At 70.9% G+C, this 20,649-nt stretch carries 17 protein-coding genes; 8 read left to right on the top strand and 9 right to left on the bottom strand.

Annotated features, from left to right (window positions below; translation table 11 throughout):
• Positions 1–10: 10 nt before the first annotated feature.
• Positions 11–1,231, bottom strand: coding sequence for a sarcosine oxidase subunit beta family protein (locus AC07FN_RS15650; protein ID WP_478396246.1), 1,221 nt, complete (start codon positions 1,229–1,231; stop codon positions 11–13).
• 96 nt (positions 1,232–1,327) lie between these two features.
• On the opposite strand from AC07FN_RS15650, the gene AC07FN_RS15645 reads away from it, so the two are divergent.
• The 5 genes from AC07FN_RS15645 (at position 1,328) to AC07FN_RS15625 (ending at position 8,636) form a co-directional block, all read left to right on the top strand.
• A complete protein-coding gene (locus AC07FN_RS15645) occupies positions 1,328–1,984 on the top strand; it encodes a GntR family transcriptional regulator (RefSeq protein ID WP_478396245.1) in 657 nt (218 codons plus the stop codon).
• A 334-nt stretch (positions 1,985–2,318) separates the two neighbouring features.
• Complete coding sequence (locus AC07FN_RS15640; RefSeq protein ID WP_478396244.1) at positions 2,319–4,790, top strand: GcvT family protein; 2,472 nt, start codon at positions 2,319–2,321, stop codon at positions 4,788–4,790.
• A gap of 100 nt (positions 4,791–4,890) precedes the next feature.
• Complete coding sequence (locus AC07FN_RS15635) at positions 4,891–6,084, top strand: glycine cleavage T C-terminal barrel domain-containing protein (protein ID WP_478396243.1); 1,194 nt, start codon at positions 4,891–4,893, stop codon at positions 6,082–6,084.
• Between the two features lie 15 nt (positions 6,085–6,099).
• A complete protein-coding gene (locus AC07FN_RS15630; RefSeq protein ID WP_478396242.1) occupies positions 6,100–6,942 on the top strand; it encodes a methylenetetrahydrofolate reductase in 843 nt (280 codons plus the stop codon).
• The gene (locus AC07FN_RS15625) at positions 6,939–8,636 is read left to right on the top strand and encodes a formate--tetrahydrofolate ligase (protein WP_478396241.1); all 1,698 of its coding nucleotides are present in this window, start codon (positions 6,939–6,941) and stop codon (positions 8,634–8,636) included. The genes AC07FN_RS15630 and AC07FN_RS15625 overlap by 4 nt, the downstream gene beginning before the upstream one ends.
• A gap of 4 nt (positions 8,637–8,640) precedes the next feature.
• Here the strand turns inward: AC07FN_RS15625 and AC07FN_RS15620 are convergent, their stop codons facing one another.
• From AC07FN_RS15620 to AC07FN_RS15600, 5 genes are all read right to left on the bottom strand, one after another.
• On the bottom strand, positions 8,641–9,489 hold the full coding sequence (locus AC07FN_RS15620; protein WP_478396240.1) for a citryl-CoA lyase: 849 nt from the start codon (positions 9,487–9,489) through the stop codon (positions 8,641–8,643).
• Positions 9,486–10,712, bottom strand: coding sequence for a CaiB/BaiF CoA transferase family protein (locus tag AC07FN_RS15615; protein WP_478396239.1), 1,227 nt, complete (start codon positions 10,710–10,712; stop codon positions 9,486–9,488). The genes AC07FN_RS15620 and AC07FN_RS15615 overlap by 4 nt, the downstream gene beginning before the upstream one ends.
• A complete protein-coding gene (locus AC07FN_RS15610; protein ID WP_358389043.1) occupies positions 10,709–11,479 on the bottom strand; it encodes an IclR family transcriptional regulator in 771 nt (256 codons plus the stop codon). The genes AC07FN_RS15615 and AC07FN_RS15610 overlap by 4 nt, the downstream gene beginning before the upstream one ends.
• A 126-nt stretch (positions 11,480–11,605) precedes the next feature.
• Complete coding sequence (locus AC07FN_RS15605; RefSeq protein ID WP_478396238.1) at positions 11,606–12,970, bottom strand: MFS transporter; 1,365 nt, start codon at positions 12,968–12,970, stop codon at positions 11,606–11,608.
• 348 nt (positions 12,971–13,318) lie between these two features.
• On the bottom strand, positions 13,319–13,663 hold the full coding sequence (locus AC07FN_RS15600; protein WP_478396237.1) for an ArsR/SmtB family transcription factor: 345 nt from the start codon (positions 13,661–13,663) through the stop codon (positions 13,319–13,321).
• Positions 13,664–13,761: 98 nt separating this feature from the next.
• Between AC07FN_RS15600 and AC07FN_RS15595 the strand changes: the two genes are divergently transcribed.
• Both AC07FN_RS15595 and AC07FN_RS15590 read left to right on the top strand, forming a co-directional pair.
• Positions 13,762–15,660 carry a heavy metal translocating P-type ATPase gene (locus tag AC07FN_RS15595; protein WP_478396236.1) on the top strand — a complete coding sequence of 633 codons (1,899 nt, stop codon included), beginning with the start codon at positions 13,762–13,764 and terminating at the stop codon, positions 15,658–15,660.
• An 84-nt stretch (positions 15,661–15,744) separates the two neighbouring features.
• The gene (locus tag AC07FN_RS15590; RefSeq protein ID WP_478396235.1) at positions 15,745–16,599 is read left to right on the top strand and encodes an SAM-dependent methyltransferase; all 855 of its coding nucleotides are present in this window, start codon (positions 15,745–15,747) and stop codon (positions 16,597–16,599) included.
• Here the strand turns inward: AC07FN_RS15590 and AC07FN_RS15585 are convergent, their stop codons facing one another.
• From AC07FN_RS15585 to AC07FN_RS15575, 3 genes are all read right to left on the bottom strand, one after another.
• Entirely contained in the window at positions 16,600–17,187 is a 588-nt protein-coding gene (locus AC07FN_RS15585) for a DUF1349 domain-containing protein (RefSeq protein ID WP_452617326.1), read from the bottom strand. It abuts the gene before it with no gap.
• Positions 17,188–17,224: 37 nt separating this feature from the next.
• Positions 17,225–17,638, bottom strand: coding sequence for a universal stress protein (locus tag AC07FN_RS15580; RefSeq protein ID WP_478396234.1), 414 nt, complete (start codon positions 17,636–17,638; stop codon positions 17,225–17,227).
• A 102-nt stretch (positions 17,639–17,740) separates the two neighbouring features.
• Entirely contained in the window at positions 17,741–20,269 is a 2,529-nt protein-coding gene (locus AC07FN_RS15575; protein WP_478396233.1) for a DEAD/DEAH box helicase, read from the bottom strand.
• A gap of 144 nt (positions 20,270–20,413) precedes the next feature.
• On the opposite strand from AC07FN_RS15575, the gene AC07FN_RS15570 reads away from it, so the two are divergent.
• Entirely contained in the window at positions 20,414–20,611 is a 198-nt protein-coding gene (locus AC07FN_RS15570) for a hypothetical protein (protein WP_358575538.1), read from the top strand.
• Positions 20,612–20,649 lie beyond the last annotated feature (38 nt).

Below are 20,649 nucleotides of genomic sequence, written 5' to 3'. Positions count from 1 at the left end.
GCTCACGAGCTCAGTGGGCGACGGCTGCCGCTCCGTGCTCGTCGATCAGGGCTCCGGTGCGGAACCGGTCGAGGCCGTACGGCTCGTTGAGCGGATGCGGGCTGCCGGTGGCGATCGTGTGCGCGTACGCCCAGCCCACGCCGGGCGTGGCCTTGAAACCGCCGGTTCCCCAGCCGCAGTTGAGGAAGAGGTTCTCGAACGGCGTCGGCCCGATGATCGGCGAGGCGTCCGGCGTGACGTCCACGGTGCCCGCCCAGGTCCGGATCACGTGCGCCCGCGCGAAGATCGGGAACAGCTCCAGCGCCGCGGCCATCTGGCGCTCGATCACGTGCACCGATCCGCGCTGGCCATAACCGTTGTAGGAGTCGATGCCCGCCCCCAGCACCAGTTCGCCCTTGTGGGCCTGGCTGCAGTAGACGTGCACGTGGTTGGACATCACGACGCACGGGTGGATCGGCTCCAGCAGCTCCGACACCAGCGCCTGCAGCGGGTGGCTCTGCAGCGGCAGGCGCAGGCCGAGCGTGTCGGTCAGCAGCGACGTCCGGCCGGCCGCCGCGAGCGCCACGCGACCCGCGCCGATCGGGCCGAGCGACGTCCGCACGCCGGTCACCCGGTCGCCGTCGGTCTCGAATCCCGTTACCTCGCAACCCTGGATCAGGTCCACGCCCAGCTCGTCGGCCTTGCGGGCGAACGCCCACGCCACGTGGTCGTGCTTGGCGATCCCGCCGCGCCGCTGCAGCGTCGCGCCCAGCACCGGGTACCGGATGCCGGCGGAGAGGTTCAGGACCGGGCACAGCTCCGCGATCTCGGCCGGCTCCACCCATTCCGCGTCGACCCCGTTGAGCCGGTTGGCGAACACCCGCCGCCGGGAGTCCCGGACCTCCTGCTCGGTGTGCGCGAGGTTGAGCACGCCGCGCTGGCTGAGCAGGAAGTCGTACTCCAGCTCGGCGGGCAGCTGCTCCCACAGGTCCAGCGCGTGGTTGTAGAGCGCCGCGCTGGCGTCGAAGAGGTAGTTGGAGCGGATGATCGTGGTGTTGCGCGCCATGTTGCCGCCGGCCAGCCAGCCGCGCTCGAGCACCGCGACGTCGGTGATGCCGTGGTTGCGCGCCAGGTAGTAGGCGGTCGCCAGGCCGTGGCCGCCGGAACCGACGATCACCACCTCGTAGTGCCGCTTGGGTTCCGGGGTGCGCCACAGCCGCGGCGGCGGCTCTGGAAGCAGAGGACGTGACACCGCAGCCTCCCGCAGAAGCAGGTTCTACTAGGTGAAATGGAATGAGTAGAAGACATCGACAACTGATATATCAGTCTTTCGGGTAGGCTACGAGACGTGCCCGCAGCCGTCAATTCCCGATCCGGCGACCCGCTCTCCCAGGCCGAGCGCGCGTACCTGACGCTGCGCGACCTGATCCTGACCCTGCGGCTGCCGCCCGGCGCACCGGTGCAGGAGGAGCCGCTGACCACCGAGCTCGGCATCGGCCGCACTCCGTTCCGGGAGGCCGTCAAGCGGCTGGAGGCCGAGTCGCTGGTGGCGATCTACCCGCGCCGCGGCAGCTTCGTCACCGAGGTCAACATCACCGACCACGCGCTGATCGCCGACGTGCGCCGCCGCCTGGAAGGGCATGCCGCCCGCCGCGCCGCCGAGCGCGCGACCGAGGCGGAGCGGTCCGAGCTCGACGAGCTGCGGGTGCTGGCCGATGGCCTCGGCGGCGGGCAGGCGGTGATCATGGACGTCGACTCGCGGGTGCACCGCACGATCTACCACTGCACCCACAACCGCTACCTCGAAGGCACCCTCGGCCAGTACTACAACCTGGCGCTGCGGATCTGGCACCTGTTCTTCGACCGGCTGCCGGACGTCTCCGAGCACGTCGAGGAGCACGCGGAACTGCTCAAGGCGGTGATCGCCGCGGACGCCGACCGCGCGGACCGCATCGCGGTCGCGCACGTCGACCACTTCGAGCAGGCCATCCGCCGGCTGATCTGACCGCAATTTCAATGGAAATCGAAGATCCGATTTCCATTGAAATTGCGGCCGGACCCGGGCACGACGCCAGGTGCACCTGATCGAGATCCTGGGGATCTCGTTTGCCGGCAACGGGATCCGCGTTGATCCGGAGCGGATCCCGTTGATCCGTTCGGGGTCGCCGTCGCCCGGACGGACGCGGCGGGGCCACCGCGCGTGGTCTCCGGGCCGTCTCCGGCCCTCGGTCGGCCGGTGCCGAAATTTGAGTCGCGCGCGTCCTTGACGCGGCCCTCGGTCGAAGCGCACTGTTGCGATACACGCGGAGAGTTGTCGTAGACGCAACAAGGCGGCAGCGATGGATTCGAGCACCCAAGTCCTCGTCGTCGGGGCCGGCATCGTCGGGTGCAGCACCGCATACCACCTGGCGCGCCTCGGGATCACCGATGTCCTCGTGGTGGAGCAGGGACCGCTGTTCGCCACCGGTGGATCCAGTTCCCACGCGCCCGGCCTCGTCTTCCAGACCAACCCGTCCGAGACGATGAGCCGGCTGGCCGCCGACACCGTCCGCTGCTACGCCGGGCTGGAACTCGACGGGCTGCCGTGCTTCCACCAGGTCGGCGGCATCGAGGTCGCGACGACGCCGGAGCGCTGGGCGGATCTCCAGCGCAAGCTCGGCTTGGCCACCGCGTGGGGCATCCGGGGCGAGCTGCTCGATCCGCGGCAGGTGCACGACCGCATCCCGCAGATCGACCCGGCGCGCATCCACGGCGGCCTGCACGTGCCGACCGACGGCATCGCCAAGCCGGTCCGCGCGGCGGAAGCGATGGCGCGCGAGGCGAAGCGGCTCGGCGTGCGGTTCGCCGAGGGCACCGAGGTGATCGGCTTCGACGTGCGGGACGGGCGGGTCCGCACCGCGCACACCTCGAACGGCGACGTCGCGGTGCAGACCGTGTTGTGCTGCGCGGGGATCTGGGGCCCGAAGGTCGGCCGGCTGGCCGGGGTGTCGATCCCGGTGCAGCCGCTGGCGCACCAGTACGCCGTGACCAGCCCGGTGCCGGGCCTGGAGCCGGGCGACGGCGAGATCCGGCAGCCGATCCTGCGGCACCAGGACAGCTCCATGTACTTCCGGCAGATCCACGACCGCTACGGCATCGGCTCCTACCAGCACCGCGCGATCCCGGTGCGCAGCGACGACCTGCTGCCCACCGCCGCGCCGGGCGCGGGCGCCGAGGCGCCGTCGGAGGGCGGCGGCTGGAAGGGCATGGCGTCGGTGCAGCCGTTCACGCCCGAGGACTTCGCCGGGCCGTGGGCGGACGCCTGCGAGCTGCTGCCCGCGCTGCGCCGCACCGAGATCGCCGAGGGCATGAACGGCCTGTTCCTGTTCACCGCCGACGGAATGCCGGTGCTCGGCCCGTCCAACGAGGTCGGCAACTTCTGGGTCGCCGAGGCCGTCTGGATCACCCACGCCGCCGGGGTCGGCCGGGCGATGGCGCAGTGGCTGGCCGGCGAGGTGCCCGGCATCGACCTGCGGCAGGCCGATCTCCGCCGCTTCGAGGACTTCGCGCACAGTCCGTCCTATGTGGGCGAACGCGGCGCGCAGAGCTTCCGCGAGGTCTACGACATCATCCACCCGCAGCAGCCGCCGGAGCACCCGCGCCCGCTGCGCACCAGCCCGTTCCACGAACGGCAGCGCGAGCTCGGCGCGGTGTTCCTCGAGGCGAACGGCTGGGAGCGACCGCACTGGTACGAGAGCAACAAGTCCCTGGTCGACGGCCGCGACATCGCCGAGCCTGGGCCGTGGGCGGGACGCTACTGGTCCCCGATCGTCGGCGCCGAACACCAGGCCACCCGTGAGCGAGCAGCGATGTACGACATGACTTCCCTTCCCCGCGCGGAAGTCACCGGTCGCGGCGCCCTGGACCTGCTGCAACGGCTGACCACCAACCAGCTCGACCGGCCGCCCGGCTACGTCACCTACACGCTGATGCTGGAGCCCACCGCGGGCATCCGGGCCGACATCACGGTCGCCCGGCTGGCGCGGGACGCCTTCCAGGTCGGCTGCAACGGCCCGCGCGACATCGCCTGGCTGCGCCGCCACGCCGACGAGACGGTCCAGGTCCGCGACATCACCGGCGGCACCTGCTGCATCGGCCTGTGGGGGCCGCGGGCCCGGGACGTGCTCGCGGCGCTGGCCGACCGGGACGTCTCGCGCGAGGCCTTCCGGTTCTTCCGCGCGAAGCGGCTGTTCGTCGGCGAGGTGCCGGTGCTCGCGCTGCGACTGTCCTATGTGGGCGAACTCGGCTGGGAGCTGTACACCTCGGCGGAGTTCGGCAGGCGGCTGTGGGACCTGCTGGCCGCCGCCGGCGCCGAGCACGGGATCTTCCCCGGCGGCCGCGGCGCGTTCAACGGACTGCGCCTGGAGAAGGGATACCGGGCCTGGGGGGCGGATATGTGGAGCTTGCACGATCCCGATGAAGCGGGCCTGGCCTTCGCGGTGAAGGCCGACAAGGGCGAGTTCATCGGGCGGGACGCGTTACTGCGGCGCCGGGAGCAGGCCCCGCGGCGGCGGTTGTGCTGTCTGAGGATCGACGACGGCACCGTGTTGATGGGATCCGAGCCGGTGTTCGCCGACGACGCCCCCGTCGGCTTCACGACGAGCGCCGGCTATGGGCACAGCGTCGGAGCGAGCCTCGCCTACGCGTGGCTGCCCGCCGAGCTGTCCGATCCGGGCACCCCCGTGCGGGTGGCCTACTTCGACCAGCGATATCCGGCGACGGTCGTCGCTGACCCCGTGTTCGACCCCGAGATGACCAGAATGCGCTGCTGATCGGCGCATTCCCCCACCAGACCTGCAAAGCGCCCGGCCGCGGTGATCGGCCAGCGGTGCGGGTGCCGCACACCCCTACCCGGACCAGGAGGAACCAGTCATGAGCATCAACCCGAACCCCGGCGTCCTGCTCTACCCGCGCCTGCGCAAGTCGCCGTTCTTCCACGCCTCCCGGCGGCACGGCGTCGGCCTCTACAGCGTGTACAACCACACCTACCACGCCCGCCACTACGGCGACCCGATCGGCGAGTACTGGGCGCTGCTGGAAGGCGTGACGCTGTGGGACGTCGGCGTCGAGCGGCAGGTGGAGATCACCGGACCCGACGCGTTCGAGTTCACCAACATGCTCGTGCCGCGCGACCTGACCAAGTGCAAGGTCGGGCAGTGCAAGTACGTGTTCGTCACCGCCGAGGACGGCGGCATCATCAACGACCCGGTGCTGCTGCGGCTCGGCGAGAACCACTTCTGGCTGTCGCTGGCCGACAGCGACGTGCTGCTGTGGGCGAAGGGCCTGGCGCACAACCTCGGGATGGACGTGCAGATCCGGGAGCCGGACGTCGGACCGGTGCAGATCCAGGGGCCGAAGTCGCGGGACGTGCTGGTCGACCTGTTCGGCGAGTCCATCCTGGACGTTCCCTACTACTACGCCGTCGACCGCGAGCTCGACGGCATGCGGGTGGTGGTGTCGCGCACCGGATACACCGCCGAGCTCGGCTACGAGATCTACCTGCACGACGCCAGCCGCGACGGCGTGAAGCTGTGGGACGCCATCTGGGAGGCCGGGAAACCGCACGACCTGAGGGTGATCGGGCCGTGCCACATCCGGCGCATCGAGGCCGGCATCCTGTCCTGGGGCTGCGACATCACCTACGACACGAACCCGTTCGAGGTGGGCTACGGCTTCGAGAAGACCTGGATGGTCGACCTCGACCAGGAGGCCGACTTCATCGGCAAGGCCGCCCTGCGGCGGATCAAGGACGAGGGCATCAGCCGCAAGCTCGTGGGCGTCGAGATCGGCGGCCCGAGCGTGGGTTCGTTCAACGACGGCCAGATGATCGACACCTTCGACGTGCACGACCCGCACGGCCTGCGCATCGGCGAGGTCACCTCGGCCTGCTACTCGCCGCGGCTGGAGCGCAACATCGGCTACGCGATGGTGCCGATCGCCTACCACGGGCTGGGCACCGAGCTGGTGGTGGACACCCAGCACGGCCCGCAGGAAGCGGTCGTCGTGGAGAAGCCGTTCCTGGATCCCACCAAGGACATCCCGAAAAAACTCGTCCGGACGGCGTAAGGGGAGGTGATCGCGATGGACGCCAACGCCGGGCAACTGGAGCAGTACCTCATGAACGCCCGGTTCGAGGTGCTGCCGCTGCGCGGCGCGGTCGAGCAGGCCGAGCTGCTGCCGGCGGGGACGACCGTGACCGTCACCGCCTCCCCGTCGAAGGGCACCCGGGCGACCCTCGACGTCGCCGCCCAGCTGGCCGGCCGCGGCCTGCGCGCGGTGCCGCACCTGGCCGCCCGCCTGATCGCCGACACCGCGCACCTGACCGCGCTGCTGGACCGCGCGGACGGGCTCGGGCTGTCCGAGGTGTTCGTGGTGGCCGGCGACTCCCCCGAGCCGCGCGGTGACTTCCCGGACGCGTTGGCGCTGCTGCGCGCGATGGACGAGCTGGGCAGGCGGCCCGCGCGAGTGGGCATCACCGGGTATCCCGAGCGGCACGCGTTCATCTCCGACGCCTCGACGATCCGCGCGATGGCCGAGAAATCCCGCTACGCCGACTACGTCGTCTCGCAGATCTGCTACGACCCGCACACCGTGGCGGCCTGGGTGAAGGCCGTGCGGGCCCGCGGCCTGGCGCTGCCGATCCACATCGGGGTGCCGGGCGTGGTGGACGCGCACCGGCTGCTGCGGATCTCGCTGAAGATCGGGCTCGGCGAGTCGATGCGCTTCCTGCGCAAGCAGCACGGCGTGGTGTCGAAGCTGCTCACCCGCTACACGCCCGAGGAACTGCTCGGCGAGCTGTCCCCCCACCTCGCCGACCCGGACCTCGGCATCGCGGGCTGGCACTTCTTCACGTTCAACGAAATCGCGAAGACCCTGCAATGGCGCCACGACCTGGTCGCCAGACTACGGGAGGTCCCCGCATGAGCATTCCGTCCGATTTGGACATCTCCCGGGCCACCGCGCTGCTGCCGCTGGAGGACGTCGCGGCGCAGCTGGGCATCGGCGCGCACCTGCTCGAACCCTACGGGCGCAGCGCGGCGAAGATCTCGCTGGACGCGCTCGACGAGCTGCCCGAGCGGCCGACCGCGCGCTACGTCGTGGTCTCGGCCATCACGCCCACCCCGTTGGGCGAGGGCAAGACCACCACGACGGTGGGGCTCGGCCAGGCGTTGCGGCACCTCGGCAAGCGGTCCGCGGTCGCGATCCGGCAGCCGTCGATGGGCCCGACGTTCGGCATCAAGGGCGGCGCCGCGGGCGGCGGCTACAGCCAGGTGGTGCCGATGGAGGCGCTGAACCTGCACCTCACCGGCGACATGCACGCGGTCACCGCGGCGCACAACCTGCTGGCCGCGATGCTGGACAACCACCTGGACAAGGGGAATTCGCTGGGCATCGACCCGAACCGGATCACCTGGCGGCGGGTGCTGGACGTCAACGACCGCGACCTGCGCAACATCGTCACGGGCCTGGGCGGCAGGCTCGACGGCACGCCGCGGCAGACCGGCTTCGACATCACGGCGGCCAGCGAGGTGATGGCGGTGCTCGCGCTCTCCACGTCGCTGCAGGACATGCGGCGGCGGCTGGGCCGCATCGTCGTCGGCTACACCCGCGACGGCTCGCCGGTCAGCGCCGAGCAGCTGCGGGCGGCCGGGGCGATGACGGTGATCATGCGCGAGGCGATCAAGCCGAACCTGATGCAGACCACTGAGAACACGCCGGTGCTGGTGCACGCGGGGCCGTTCGGCAACATCGCGCACGGCAACTCGTCGGTGGTGGCCGACCGGATCGCCAGCCGCTGCGCGGATTACGTGGTCACCGAGGCGGGATTCGGCGCCGACATGGGCGCGGAGCGGTTCTTCAACATCAAGTGCCGCACGTCGGGCCTGCGCCCGGACGCGGCGGTGCTGGTGGCGACGGTGCGGGCGCTGAAGGCGCACTCCGGGCGCTACAAGGTGGTGGCGGGCAAGCCGCTGCCCGCGGCGATGCTGGCGGAGAACCCCGACGACGTGCTGGCCGGGGCGGCGAACCTGCGCAAGCAGATCGACAACATCCGCCTGCACGGGGTGTCGCCGGTGGTGGCGATCAACGCGTTCCCGACCGACTACCGCAGCGAGCACGAGGCGATCCGGCAGGTCGCCGAGGCGGAGGGCGCGCGCGTCGCGATCAGCAACCACTTCCTGGAGGGCGGCAAGGGCGCGGTGGAGCTGGCCGAAGCGGTGGTGGCGGCGGCCGAGGAACCGAACGGCTTCCAGCTGCTGTACCCGGATTCGGCGGACCTGCGGGCGAAGATCGAAACGATCGCGACGAAGGTGTACGGCGCGGACGGCGTGTCGTACCTGCCGGCGGCGGCCCGCGCCCTGGACGGCTACGAGGCGAACGGCTTCGGCGACCTGCCGGTGTGCATCGCCAAGACGCACCTGTCGCTGAGCTCGGACCCGGCGCTGCTCGCGGCCCCGACGGGCTGGACCCTCCCGGTCCGCGAGGTCAGGGCCTCGGTGGGAGCGGGCTTCATCTACCCGATCTGCGGCGAGATGAGGACGATGCCGGGCCTGGGCTCCCACCCGGCGGCGGAGACGATCGACATCGACGACCACGGCCAGATCATCGGCCTGAACTGAGGCTTCAGGCGTGTCGCGGCTCCAGACCGCGGGGAGCGGGTCCGTCGTAGGCGGGCAGCAGGGGGCGCGGCAGCGGGCCTTTGATGCGGGTGTTCTGGGACTTCTCCTCCCAGGCGTGGGAGAGGATGCCGACGCTGCGGGAGAGGACGAACAGCCCCCTGCCGAGTTCGGGCGGGAACCCGAGCTCGCGGTAGATGATGGCGGTCGCGCCGTCGATGTTCATCGGGACGGGGCGGCTGCGGCCCTGGGACAACGCGCGTTCCAGAGCTGTTCCGGCGCGCAGTGCCCGGCCGGGAACTTCTCCGGCCGTCACGGCCTCCTCCACCAGCGCCAGCAGCGGGTCGCGGCGTGGATCGCGCGGGTGGAACCGGTGACCGAATCCGGGAACGTGGCGGCGGTCGGCGCGGTAGTCGGCCACGAGTCGTTCGGCCGCCGCGTCCAGATCGGCGCCCTGGGATGCGGCTTGTTCGAGATCTGCCAGGACCTGCATGCATTGCTGACCGGCTCCGCCGTGCACGTCGCCGAGGAGGTTCACCCCGGTGGCGACGGCGTTGTTCAGGCCGAGTCCGCAGGTGGCCGCCATCCGGGCCGCGGCGATGGACGGCGCTTGGGGCCCGTGGTCGACGGCCGCGACCAGCGCGGCCTCCAGCAACCGGCGCTGGGCCGCGGTGGGGAGTTCGCCGCGCAGCATCAGCCAGATCGTGTCGGCGAAGGACAGCTGGCCGATCAGCTGCTCGACGGGGTAACCGCGGAGCAGGATCTCCCCCGGCCGGATGCGGCTGACGCCGGTGCGCCACCAGCCGGTGACCTTGTCCTCGTACTCCTCGGCCGTGTCGAAGGCAGGGGTGTTCATACCGCTCCTCCTGCGCGCAGCTCGGCGATTTCCTCGACGCCGTAGCCGAGTTCGGCGAGCAGATCGTCGGTGTGTTCGCCGAGCAGCGGTGGTGGGGTCTGTGGCCCGGGCGCAGCGCCTCGGACGTGGATCGGGCTGCCGAGCACCCGCAGCTCGCGCCCCGGACTGCCGGGGAAGGGCAGCTCGTGGACGAAGTCCCGGGTGGCGATCTGCTCGTGGGCCAGCGCTTCCGGGACGGTCAGCACGCATGCCGCTGGAACCCCGGCGGAGGCCAGCAGCCGCTCCCATTCCGGCGCGGTCCGTGCGGCGAGGGCCTTCTCCAACTCCGCGGTCAGCTCGTGCCGGTTCGCCTTGCGCGCCGCGCGTTCGGCAAAACGCGGGTCCTCGGCCAGTTCCGGGCGTTCCAGGATCCGGCACAGCGCGGTGAACTGGCGCTGTTCGTTGGCTGCGATGTTGAGCATGCCATCGGCGGTGGCGAACGTTCCCGACGGCGCCGCGGTGAAGTTGTCGTTGCCCATGGGCACCGGCTCTTGACCGGCGATCAGCTGGTTGGAGACGACCCAACCCATGGCGGTCAGCGCCGCCTCCAGCATGGAAACGTCGAGCCGGACGCCCTCGCCGGTGCGGTCGCGGTGCACGATCGCCGAGGCGATGGAGAAGGCGGCGGCCATGCCGCCGAGGGTGTCGGCGACCGGGTAGCCCGCGCGCAGCGGCCCGGTTTCGGGCGTACCGGTCACGCTCATCATCCCGGACAGGCCCTGCACGATCTGGTCGTACGCGGGCCTGTCGCGCAGCGGGCCGTCCTGGCCGAAACCGGAGATCGAGCAGCACACCAGCCCCCGGTTGGCTTCCCGCAGCACGTCCCAGCCGAGCCCGAGCCGATCCAGGACGCCGGGACGGAAGTTCTCCACGAGCACGTCGGCCTGCCGCACGGCGCGAAGCAGGACCTCGCGCCCCCGCGGCGACTTGAGGTTGACCGTCAACGAACGCTTCCCGCTGTTCTGCGCCAGGAAGGAGGCGCCGAGGCCGTCCTCGTTCAGCTCCGGGTCCGCACCCAGCCGCCTGGCGAGATCGCCGGCACCCGGGATCTCCACCTTGACGACATCCGCTCCCAGCAGCGCCAGCTGGTACGCCGCGAAGGGCCCGGCCAGCACGTTGGTCAGGTCCAGCACGCGGACGCCGGCGAGCAGGTTGGCGGGACGCGGGGAGAGCTGTTCGCTCACGCGGTACCTCCGATGAATTGCAGATCCGACAGCCGCTCGGCCGCCTTCGTCAGAACGGGCACGAACGCGCTGACGCGTTCCTCGGTGAAGCGGGTGGTGGGGCCGCCGAGGCCCACCGCGGCGACGACCCGGTCGGCCGCATCGGTGATGGGCGCCGCCACGGCGGACACGCCGTCCTCGCGCTCGCCGTGGCTGACCGCCCAGCCCTGGTCGCCGGCCCGGCGCACCCGTTCGGCCAGGACCGCTTCGAAATCCGGGCCGCGCCCGGCGGCCAGCGCCGCGCGGTGCAGGTCCTGGGCCGCGCCTCCGCTGAGCAGCACGTGCCCGGACGCGCCCGCCCACAAGGGCATCGCCGCACCGATGCGCACCACGTGACGCAGCTGCTGAGTCCCCTCGTGCTGAGCGACGCACACCCGCGAGATGCCCTGCCGGATGTAGATGCGCGAGGATTCGCCGCCCGCCTCGACCGACAGGATGCGCAGGCATTCGACCGCCTCGGGCGGCAGCTGCCAGGCATCCTGCGCGAGCTGCGCCCAGCGCAGCAGCCCGCCACCCGGAGTGAGACGACCGTCTCCACGAGACCAGAGCAGCCCGCGCTGCTCCAGCGTGGCGACCAGGCGGACCACTGTGGACTTCGGCAACCCCGTGGCGTCGATCAGCTCCCGCATGCTGCGCGAACGGTGGGAATCATCGAAAAGCGCCAGCAGATCCAGTGCGCGCAGCACGCTGCGCACTCCCTCGCCGCCTTCTCCTGCTGAGCTCTGCATCGACCGTTCCTTGCCTTCGGATATCACCGTGGACCATCTAGTAGCACGATCATACCATTCTGCGACACCTCCCCTTCTTGTCGAAACGAGTCGGCAGCGGTGCGGATTCCGCACGGAGACCACGCCCTAACCGACCTTGTCCTCGACGTGAGCACGAACGCCTTCGCGTTCCCTCGTCTCACGCGCAAGCGCGACGGTGACGACGGTGATGCCGCAGGTCAGCAACAGGAGGATGACAACACCGGCGATGCTGTGGCCGAACCACAGCAGCAGAGCGCTGGCGAGCAACGGGGCCATCCCGCCGGTGAGGACCGTGCCGATGTTGTTGGCGACGCCCACGGCCGTGAACCGCACCCTGGTGCTGAACAGCTCCGCGAAGAAGGCCGGCTGAGATCCCAGGATGGCCGACTGCCCGATCCCGAGGGTCAGCAGCAGCGCCAACCAGATCAGCCAGGCCTGCTCGGTGTCGACCATGCGGAAGAAGGGGTAGCAGGCCGCCGCCATCACCAGCGCGCCCAGGATGCTGACCGGACGCCTTCCCCAGCGATCGGAGAGCGCCCCGAACAGGGGCACGGATACGAGCTTCACAACCGAAACGGCCATGATCCCGGTGAGCAGCGGACCGGTGGCCAGGCCGGAATCCGCCGCGTACGCAACGGAAAAGGTGCCGAAGACGTAGTACCCGCAATTCTCCGCGGCCCCGGCGCAGATGACGATGACCATCTCCTTGGGGTACTTCCGCCACGACTCCACGAACCGGCTCGCCGCCAGCCGCCGCCGCAGCGACTCCTTCCCGGCACGCTCCGGCCGTTCGACCGCCAGGCGCTTCAACTCCTGCTGGAAATCATCGGTCTCGCCCAGCGACCTGCGGACCCACAACCCGAACAACGTCAGCACCGCGCTGAGCAGGAACGGGATCCGCCAACCCCAGTCCAGGAACGCCTGCTCGGAAAGCGTCGTCGAGGCCAGCGCCATCGCACCCGTCGACAGCAGCGTTCCCGTACCCGTGCCGATGGCCGGGAGGCTGGAGAGCAACCCTCGCCAGCGCGGCGGCGCGTTCTCGAACAGCAGGATCAGCGCGCCCGTCTTCTCGCCACCAGCCGCGAAGCCCTGGAGGAATCGCAGGAGCGTCAGCAGAACCGGGGCCGCGACGCCGATCGCGCCATAGGTGGGCAACAGCCCGATCCCGGTGGTGGCGATCCCCATCAGCAGCAGCGTGACGACGAGTACGTGCTTGCGGCCCTTGCGGTCACCCAGTTCGCCGAAGTAGGCGCCGCCGAGCGGGCGCCCGAGGAAACCGATGGCGAACGTGCCGAAGGCCGCGATCGTCCCCACCAGCGGGTCGCCGCCGGGGAAGTACAGCTTGTTGAACACGAGCGATGCGGCTGTCGCGTACAGCGCGAAGTCGTACCACTCCACCGTGGTGCCGAAGACCGCCGCTGAGATCACCCGAGGCTGAAACAGCGGGCGTTGCCCGGTTGGCGTGCTCATGGGACTCCCTTGTCGCCTAGTTGTACCGCCTGATGACACTAATGTCTCGCCAGGCGGCTGGGCGATAGTACGAGCGAGACTCCCATCCGACAAGGGTTGAGCGAGACCGCCGGAAAACCCGCGGCAGAGCCGATCGCAGGGGCACGCCTTGGATCGACGCGATACACCGACGAGCGGCATGACGATTCCCGGACGACGCGCTCGCCAGATGAAGAGCATCGGCGACCAGGCAACCGACACGGGCATCCCACGCGGCGCCTGTCCGCCCCGGCATCTAGCCGGTCGGCGGGATCGAAGCGGGCGAAGTGGGCGACGGGTGCGGCCTCGTCGACCCGACGGCCCGACCGGTCAGTCCGACAGCCCCATGCGCAGGTGCTCGATGTGGTAGACCGCCTCGTCGAGCAGCTGGGCGACGTGGTTGTCGTACAGCGAGTAGACCACGCTGCGGCCGGAGCGGTTCCCGACGACGAGGCCGAGCGAGCGCAGCAGGCGCAGCTGGTGCGAGACCGCCGACTGCTCCATGCCCACCGCCTCCGCCAGTTCGCCCACCGCCATCGCGCGCTGGCGCAGTTCGCTGAGGATCAGCAGGCGCGACGGCGTGGCCAGGGCCTGCAGGGTCTCGGCGACCGAGGCGGCCGACGCCGCGTCCAGCCGCGCAGTCGGCGTGACATCGCGCTTGACCCCGTGACCCATGTCCGGGAGTCTAACGTCGTGGGACATATGAATGATTGATCAGACGTTCATGTATCGTGCTCGCCCGGACCACAACCGACTCCGGAGGGGTGCTCGCGATGACCGCCGTCACCGACCGCACGACCACGCCGATACCCGAGCCGCCGAGCACCCGGCGCGGCCTGTTCGCGCTCCCGGAGGCGCGGTGGGCCGCCGCGGCGCTGGCGGCGTTCCTGCTCGGCCTCGCCGTGCAGCTCGCCGGCGGCCCCGCCGGGCTCTACTGGGCGCTGTACCTGGTCTGCTACGCCACCGGCGGCTGGGAACCGTGCCTGGCCGGGCTGCAGGCGCTGCGCGAGAAGACCCTGGACGTGGACCTGCTGATGATCGTCGCGGCCATCGGCGCCGCCGCGATCGGGCAGATCACCGACGGCGCGCTGCTGATCGTCATCTTCGCCACCTCCGGCGCCCTGGAGGCCTACGCCACCGCCCGCACCGAGGACTCCGTGCGCAGCCTGCTCGACCTCGCGCCGGAGACCGCGGTGCGGGTGCGCGACGGCGTCGAGGAGACCGTCGACACGGCGAAGCTGCAGGTCGGCGACGTGATCGTGGTGCGTCCCGGCGAGCGGATCGGTGCCGACGGCGAGGTGCTCGACGGCACCAGCGACGTCGACCAGGCCACCATCACCGGCGAGCCGCTGCCGGCGGCGAAGCGGCCGGGCGACGAGGTGTTCGCCGGCACCCTCAACGGCACCGGCGCGCTGCGGGTGCGCGTCGCGAAGGACGCCTCGGAGTCGATGATCGCGCGCATCGTGGCGCTGGTCGCGGAGGCCGGCGAGGCGAAGGCGCCGACGCAGCTGTTCATCGAGAAGATCGAGCAGCGGTACTCCATCGGCGTCGTGGTGGCCACGCTCGCAGTCTTCGGGATTCCGCTGCTGTTCGGCGACGACCTGGAGGGCGCCCTGCTGCGCGCGATGACGTTCATGATCGTCGCATCGCCGTGCGCCGTGGTGCTGGCGACGATGCCGCCGCTGCTGTCGGCGATCGCCAACGCCGGCCGGCACGGCGTGCTGGTGAAGTCGGCCGTGGCGATGGAACGGCTCGGCGAGGTCGAGCGGGTCGCGCTGGACAAGACCGGCACGCTCACCGAAGGCGCGCCGCGCGTGGTGCGGATCGACCCGGCCGGCGGCCGCGGCGCCGACGAGCTCCTCGCGCTGGCGGCCGGCGCCGAGCACCTCAGCGAACACCCGCTGGCGCGCGCGATCGTCGCGGCCGCACGCGAAAAGGGCCTCGCCATCCCGGCCGTCGAGGACTTCCGGGCCACGCCGGGATTCGGCGTATCGGCCACAGTGGACGGACGCGTCGTGGCGGTCACCAGCCCGCGCGGCTCGGACCTCGCCGCCGACCTGGAAACCGCTGGCCACACCGCGGTGCTGGTGACCGTCGACGGCTCCCCCGCCGGAGTGCTCGGGATCGCCGACCGGCTGCGCCCGGACGCCGCCGAAGCGGTGCGCGGACTGCGGGAGCTGACCGGCGCCGAGCCGGTGCTGCTCACCGGCGACAACAAGCGCGCGGCGGCCCGGGTCGCGGCCGAAGTCGGCATCGGCGACGTGCGCGCCGGTCTGCTGCCCGCGGACAAGGTCGCGGCCGTGCGGGAATCAGAGCGGCGGACGATGGTGCTGGGCGACGGCGTCAACGACGCGCCCGCGCTGGCCGCCGCGCACTGCGGGGTGGCGATGGGGCGCACGGGGTCCGACCTCACGCTCCAGACGGCGGACGTGGTGATCGTCCGCGACGAGCTGGTCGCGGCGCCGAAGGTCGTGGACCTGTCCCGCCGGGCCCGCCGCCTGGTCAAGCAGAACCTCGTCATCGCGGGCACCTTCATCGCGGTGCTGGTGGCGTGGGACCTGGTCGGGAACCTGCCGCTGCCGCTGGGCGTGGCGGGCCACGAGGGCTCGACGATCATCGTGGGCCTCAACGGCCTGCGCCTGCTCGGCGAACGCGCCTGGCGCCGCCGCTGACCGGTTAGTGTTGCGCCATGGCGGAATCCTTGAACGACGGCGAGCGCTCGCACTTCGGCACTCGCTGACAACGGAGGGGGAACCGTGCCGGCGAACGAGGATTGGGACGTCGCGTCGGGAGTCGGGATCACCGCGCTGATGGTCGCCGCGGCCCGGGCGCTGGAGACCGAACGCGCCGACCGGCTCATCGACGACCCGTTCGCCGCGGACCTGGCCAGGGCCGCCGGGGCGGCGGTGCCCACGGCGGCGGCCGACTTCGGCGAGGGCTGGCAGGACACCATCGACTACATCGGCCTGCGCTCCCGGCTGTTCGACGAGTGGTTCGAGCTGGCCTGCGCCGGGGGCGTGCGGCAGGCGGTCGTCCTGGCGGCCGGCCTGGACACCAGGGCGTTCCGGCTGTCCTGGCCGTCCGGCTTGCGGCTGTTCGAGGTCGACCGGCCGAAGGTGCTCGCCTACAAGGGCGCGGTCCTCGCCCGCCTCGGCGCCCGGCCCGCCTGCGACCGCCACGAGGTGCCGGCGGACCTGCGCGACGACTGGCCCGCCGCGCTCCGCCACGCCGGATTCGACCCGGCCCTCCCCACCGCGTGGCTGGCCGAAGGGCTGATCTACTACCTGCCCGTCGTGACCGACGTGCGGCTGCTGGCGGCCGTGGACGAGATGTCCGCGCCCGGCAGCAGGATCGCGATCGAGAACCCCACCGCGAAGCGGAGCGTGCTGCTCGGCGACGACATGGCGCGGTCCTCGGAGAAGTGGGGCGTCGACCTGGACGCGCTGTTCGGCCCCGACGAGCGGCCGGACCCGGCCGAGCGGCTCACCGGGTTCGGCTGGCGGGTGCGGCGCGAGACCGCCGGCGAGGCCGCCGACCGGTTCGGCCGCGCCCTGACCTCCGGCGGGCGCGGCCTGACCCGGGTCGGCGACTTCCTCACCGCGGAGCGCTGATCAGTCCGCCACCAGGGACACTTCGGAGAAGCGGATCGCGAAGCCCGCACCGTCCGGCGAGGCGCACATCGGGCCGGCCTCGGCCGGGAGGTCCGGCGGGAAGTACGCCATCCGCAGCACCGACTTCGGCTCGCCGCCGTCGGCGGCGTAGCGGACCGTCACGGTGTCGCCCGCCCGCTCCAGTTCCAGGGTGATCGACTCGACCGGCCCGCACACCGCTTCCAGCGGCACCACGCTCCAGTCCGAGACGTCGCGGGTCACCACGGCGCTGAGCAGCTGCTCGCCGTCGACCAGCTCGATGCCCGCCTTGATCCAGTTGCGCTCGTCCAGCCGCAGCAGCAGCCCGGCCTGGTCGTACTGCTCTCGGTAGTCGCCGAACAAGCGGGTCGTCAGCTTGAACCGCGGCCCCACCGGCCGCAGCAGCGCGTGCCCGCTGTCGCGCACGAATCCGTAGTGCGTGGTCCGCCAGAAGTCCGTGCCGGAGTCGGCGGTCACCGTCAAACCCCCGTAGGACAACCAGTTCACCGGTGGGTTGAGCCACCGCCACCCACTGAGCCCGAACATCGTGATGTCCTCGGCCTGCTGCATGCCCACCCGTCTCCACTTGTCCCGGGGCCGGCCGTCGTCAGCGGACGACGACCACCGGGCAGGCCGCGTGGTGCACGAGCTTCAACGCCACCGACCCGACCAGCATGCCGGTGAAGGCGCCGTGCCCCTTGTTGCCCACCACCAGCAGATCGGCCTGCTTGGACAGTCCGACCAGCTCGTCGACCACGTGCCCGCGGATGAGCCTGGATCGCAGGTCCACGTCGGGGAAATCGGCCTCGACCGCCTTCACAGCGGTGTTCAACGCCGTGTTCGCCCGCTCTTCCAGCTCGGTGTCCGGGGTCGGCAGACGATATCCGAATTGGACCGGCTGGTGCCAGACCATGATCGCGTGGGCGATGCCGCCGACCTCGCGGATCTGGTTGGCCGCCCAGCGCAATGCCCGCACCGACTCGTCCGATCCGTCCACTCCGACTGCGATGGTCTGCGGCATGCCCGGCTCCCTTCGGCGACCTTCTGGGTGATCTCGCCGGGATGGTAGGGCAGACCGGGGTGCTCCGCGACCGCCGGAACGGTCGCATTCCGCACGAGACCGTCAGAGCTGGTTGACGTCGGTGATCCGGATGACCGCGCCGCCGGCCTCGTCGGACGCGGCGAGGTCGACCTCGGCGCTGATGCCCCAGTCGTGGTCCTCGTCCGGGTCGGCGAAGATCTGCCGGACCAGCCAGCGCTCCGGCTCCTCGGTGATCAGCAGCAGCGCCGGGCCGCGCGCGTCCGGGCCGGCGCCGATCTCCTCGTGCTGCTCGAAGTACTCTTCCAGCGCGTCGGCCCACGCGTCGGCGTCCCAGCCGCTGTCGCCGTCCAGCTCGCCGAGCTCGTCGTAGCGGCGGCGGGCCGCAAGCTCCACGCGGCGGAACAGCGCGTTGCGCACCTGCACCCGGAAGGCCCGCTTGTTCAGCGTGATCCGCTCCGGTCCCTCGTCCACCGCCACGACCGTCGGCTCCGCGCCGGGGTGGCGCAGCTTCTCCCACTCGTCGAGCAGGCTGGAGTCGACCTGCCGGACCAGCTCGCCGAGCCACTCGATGATGTCGGTGAGCTCCTCGGTCTTGGCGTCGTCGGGCACCGTGTGCCGCAGCGCCTTGTAGACGTCGGCCAGGTAGCGCAGCACCAGGCCCTCGGAGCGGGCCAGCCCGTAGAAGTTGACGAACTCGACGAAGTTCATCGCCCGCTCGTACATGTCGCGGGCCACCGACTTCGGCGACAGCTCGTGCTCGCCGACCCACGGGTGCCCCTTGCGGTAGGTCTCGTAGGCGGCTTCCAGCAGCTCGGCCAGCGGCTTCGGGTGGGTGATCTCCTCGAGCAGCTCCATCCGCTCGTCGTACTCGATGCCGTCGGCCTTCATCTGCGACACGGCCTCGCCGCGCGCCTTGAACTGCTGCTGCGAGAGCACCTGCCGCGGATCGTCCAGAGTGGACTCGATCACCGACAGCACGTCCAGCGGGTAGCCCGGCGACACGGAGTCCAGCAGCTCGATCGCGGCCAGCGCGAACGGCGAGAGCGGCTGGTTGAGCGCGAAGTCGAACTGCAGGTCCACGGTCAGCCGCACCCGGCGGCCCTGCTCGTCGGGCTCGTCGAGCTGCTCGACCACTCCGGCGGACAGCAGCGCGCGGTAGATCGCGATGGCCCGCAGGATGTGGCGGCGCTGCGTCGGCCGGTCCTCGTGGTTGTCGGTCAACAGGTGGGACATTGTGGCGAACGCATCACTGTGCCGACCGTTGGAGGACCGGTTGATGACGTTGAGCAGCATCGCGTGGTTGACGTTGAAGCTGGACCGCAGCGGCTCCGGCTCCGCGGCCACCAGCTTCTCGAAGGTCTTCTCGCTCCAGGACACGAAGCCCTCGGGCGCCTTCTTGCGCACCAGCTTGCGCTTCTTCTTCGGGTCGTCGCCGGCCTTGGCGATCGCCCGCTCGTTCTCGATCTCGTGCTCTGGCGCCTGCACCACCACGTAACCGGCGGTGTCGTACCCGGCGCGGCCGGCACGACCGGCGATCTGGTGGAACTCGCGCGCCTTCAGGTGCCGGGTGCGGACCCCGTCGTACTTGGTCAGCCCGGTGATCAGCACGGTGCGGATCGGCACGTTGATGCCCACCCCGAGGGTGTCGGTGCCGCAGATGACCTTGAGCAGCCCGGCCTGCGCGAGCTGCTCGACCAGCCGCCGGTACTTCGGCAGCATCCCGGCGTGGTGCACGCCGATGCCGTGCCGCACCAGCCTGGAGAGGGTCTTGCCGAACCCGGCGGTGAACCGGAAGTCGCCGATCGCCTCGGCGATCTGGTCGCGCTGCTCGCGGGTGGCGACCTTGACGCTCATCAGCGCCTGCGCCTGCTCCAGCGCGGAGGCCTGGTTGAAGTAGACGACGTAGACCGGGGCCTGCTGGCCGGCCAGCAGCTCCTCGATCGTCTCGTGCAGCGGCGTCTTGGCGTAGCGGAAGGTCAGCGGGATCGGCCGCTCCGCCGAGGTGACCACGGCGGTCTCCCGGCCGGTGCGCCGGGTCAGGTCCTCCTGGAAGAACGTGACGTCGCCGAGCGTGGCGGACATCAGCACGAACTGGGTGCGCGGCAGCTCCAGCAGCGGCACCTGCCACGCCCAGCCCCGGTCGGGCTCGGAGTAGAAGTGGAACTCGTCCATCACGACCTGGTCCACATCGGCGCGGTCGCCGTCGCGCAGCGCGATGTTGGCCAGGATTTCCGCGGTGCAGCAGATGATCGGGGCGTCGGCGTTGACGCTGCTGTCGCCGGTCATCATGCCGACGTTCTCGGCGCCGAAGACGTCCACCAGCGAGAAGAACTTCTCAGACACGAGAGCCTTGATCGGCGCGGTGTAGAAGCTGCGCTTGCCGGCGGCCAGCGCGGTGAAGTGCGCCCCGGTGGCGACCAGGCTCTTGCCGGAGCCGGTCGGCGTGCTCAGGATCAGGTTCGCCCCGGTCACGACCTCCATCAGCGCTTCTTCCTGCGCCGGGTAGAGCTCGATGCCCTGGTCGGTCGTCCAGGACACGAACGCGTCGAGCAGCGCGTCGGGGGCCGGGGTGTCGGTCGTCAAGGCGGGGAGCTGATCGGTGAGCTTCATCAGTCCCCCATCGTCCCTGGTCAGCTCGGGCCGGAGTGACCCGGGGTGGCCGAACCCGCCGCCCCTCGAACCACGCCGGTTCGCGTGCTGGTGCTCGGGACCTGCGATCGGGGACCATTGGGGCACGTGCGGGAGGAGGGTGTCATGGAGAACCGGAACGTGCGCTTCGTCGGCGGGCCGCTGGACGGCCGGATCCAGGACCTGCGCGACTCGGAGGCGGTCGCGGGACGGCTGCTGCGGCACGTCCACCTGCACGACGGCCCGAAGATCGAGACCCATTACGAGCTGCACTACACCCCGGAATCAGGCTGGGTCTACCACCTCTGCGGCCGCCGGCCGTGACCCAGGGTGATCGATCAACTACTTGTACCGACTGTACA

It is taken from the genome of Saccharopolyspora sp. NPDC045941 (genome assembly GCF_056431445.1).
Note: the sequence above shows the minus strand (reverse complement) of the source record. Positions and strands in the feature narration are given on the sequence as shown.